The sequence below is a fragment of the Deltaproteobacteria bacterium genome, from assembly GCA_009929795.1.
Classification (GTDB): Bacteria; Desulfobacterota; Desulfovibrionia; order Desulfovibrionales; family Desulfomicrobiaceae; genus RZZR01.
This window is the reverse complement of the sequence record RZZR01000276.1, coordinates 1-2,263: the sequence shown is the minus strand read 5'-3', so window position 1 is coordinate 2,263 and position 2,263 is coordinate 1. Positions and strand designations below refer to the sequence as shown.

Here is a 2,263-nt window from a genome sequence, read left to right as displayed (position 1 = left end):
CATGGGGCGATCTGCGACATGAACTCCCGTTTACCGCCGTAGGCTCCGACAGGAAGGCCTCCGCCAATGATCTTGCCTAGGCAGGTCAGGTCCGGATCAATGCCGAACCGCTCCTGGGCCCCGCCATAGGCGACCCGAAATCCGGTGATGACCTCGTCGAAGATGAGCAGAGTTCCGTTTTTGGAGCAAAGTGTTCGCAACTCCTCGAGAAATCCGTTCACCGGGAGCACGCAGCCCATGTTGCCGGCCACGGGCTCGACGATGACCGCGGCCAGATCGTTCCCATGGGTGTCGAAAATTGTTTGGACCGCTCCAATATCATTGTAGGGAGCGAGCAGGGTGTGCCGGACCACTTCGGCAGGAACTCCTGGAGTTCCTGGGATGCACTGGGTGGCCACTCCGGAGCCGGCGCTGGCCATGAACGGGTCGCTGTGGCCGTGGTAGGCTCCGACGAATTTGAGGACTCCGGTCCGGCCGGTGGCGGCCCGGGCGAGACGGAGGGCGCTCATGGTCGCCTCGGTCCCTGAATTGACCATGCGGACCATTTCGACACTGGGCACGGCCGAGACAATTTCCTCGGCAAGGAGAACCTCCAGTTCGCAGGGCGCGCCAAAACTGGTGCCATCCATGAGGGTAGCCTGCACAAGGTCCACGACATCAGGGTGGCCGTAGCCCAGAATCATGGGCCCCCAGGACATGACAAAATCGACGAGTTCTTGTCCGTCAGCCGTGAATATCCTGGCATCAATGGCTTTTTGGATAAAAAGGGGATCCTGGCCGGCACTTCGGCAGGACCGGACCGGGCTGTTGACTCCGCCAGGGATGACCTTGAGAGCCCGGGAGAACAGTTCCGTGGAGCGATGGGTGGAATGTGTCATCAAAAATACCGCATGGATGTTTTTTTCAATTCTTCGACGCTAGAGAGGATCTCGTATTCATTCACGCCAGTGCTTTGGCATATGCTCTCGACCACGTGAAGGCTCCCGGCGGGGGTCATGGAGTGAACCATGGAATAGATATTGTAGGGCCATGCATCGGTAGCCTTGCGCAGATAGCAGTGGGTGACTTCTGCCAGGGCGGATAGATGGCGACCGAATTCGTCAACGCGTTCTTCGGGAACCATCCAGGCGACCATGGCATTGTGGCCATATCCGGCCTTTTGATGCCTCAGAGTGGCCCCAAAACGTCGAATTAACATTCTATTTTTCAAATCCTTGAAAAGTTCAAGGGCCTGACTTTCCGAGGATCCAGCGGCCTGGGCCATGTCGGCGAACGGGGTCAGGCTTTCAGGGATGTCACCTTGGGCCAAGCCGAGAATGGTTCGCTCCCAGTCTTTGAATGCGTCGGGGGTTTGATGCGTGTGCATGCCATATTCTCCGTTATTGACCTCTAGCCCTTTCGTTCGCGCAAGGCAAGGTTTCGGGGCTGAAGCGAGAAAGTCCGAGCCTGAATTTTGTTCAGGCACAAAGCTTGCTAAGATTAAGTCGTCAGGGGGCGTGCGCGGCACGATTTTCCCCGTGATAGGAAATGAGGCTGCTGTCAGCATTGGATTTGTGAAGAAGCCAGGATTTGTTCGCCAGATACAAAAAAATTCGAGGGAACCAGAGAGTGCCCTAAAGAAATCCCTCGAACGGCCGATAGCATAGGCAAGGGAAGAAACAAGGCAAGGAAGCCGACAAAATTCAAGGAGGAACAATCATGTCGCTTATTATCAATCACAACCTCATGGCCATGAACGCCGCCAGGAACCTGAGCAACAGCTACACTGCCCTTTCCGTATCCACGAGGAGATTATCTTCGGGGCTTCGGATCGGCTCGGCGGCCGATGACGCGGCCGGATTGGCGGTCCGGGAACTCATGCGGGCCGATATCGCCTCGCTGAACCAGGGTGTGCGCAACGCCAACGACGCCATCTCCCTCATCCAGACGGCGGATGGGGCCCTGGGCGTCATTGATGAAAAGCTTATCCGTATGAAGGAATTGGCCACCCAGGCGGCTACGGGAACATACACCTCGGCCCAGCGGCTGATCATCGACTCCGAGTACCAGGCCATGGCCTCGGAGATTACCCGAATCGCCAATGCCACGGACTTCAACGGCATCTCACTGCTGAATGGAAATTTGTCAGGGGACACGCACAATGGTGCAGGCCTTGTGTCCAGCGGCAAGCTGAAGGTCCACTTCGGCACGGCCAATGATTGCGCCGAGGACTACTATTACATTAAGATCGGAACATCCACGGCATCGGCCCTGGGCGTTGGGT

General features: G+C 57.0%; 3 protein-coding genes. 1 reads left to right on the top strand and 2 read right to left on the bottom strand.

Annotated features, from left to right (window positions below; translation table 11 throughout):
- Both EOM25_14155 and EOM25_14150 read right to left on the bottom strand, forming a co-directional pair.
- Positions 1-878, bottom strand: an 878-nt coding sequence (locus tag EOM25_14155) for an aminotransferase class III-fold pyridoxal phosphate-dependent enzyme (GenBank protein NCC26317.1), incomplete at its 3' end; no start/stop codon positions are given.
- Complete coding sequence (locus tag EOM25_14150; protein NCC26316.1) at positions 878-1,366, bottom strand: Lrp/AsnC family transcriptional regulator; 489 nt, start codon at positions 1,364-1,366, stop codon at positions 878-880. The genes EOM25_14155 and EOM25_14150, both read right to left, overlap by 1 nt.
- A 332-nt stretch (positions 1,367-1,698) precedes the next feature.
- On the opposite strand from EOM25_14150, the gene EOM25_14145 reads away from it, so the two are divergent.
- Positions 1,699-2,263 (top strand): flagellin (locus EOM25_14145; GenBank protein NCC26315.1); only part of this gene is annotated, 565 nt, incomplete at its 3' end.

What these genes read in the sequence shown, in the direction of transcription:
- EOM25_14150 (NCC26316.1), bottom strand. Translation starts at nt 1,366, where the DNA reads ATGCACACGCATCAAACCCCCGACGCATTCAAAGACTGGGAGCGAACC.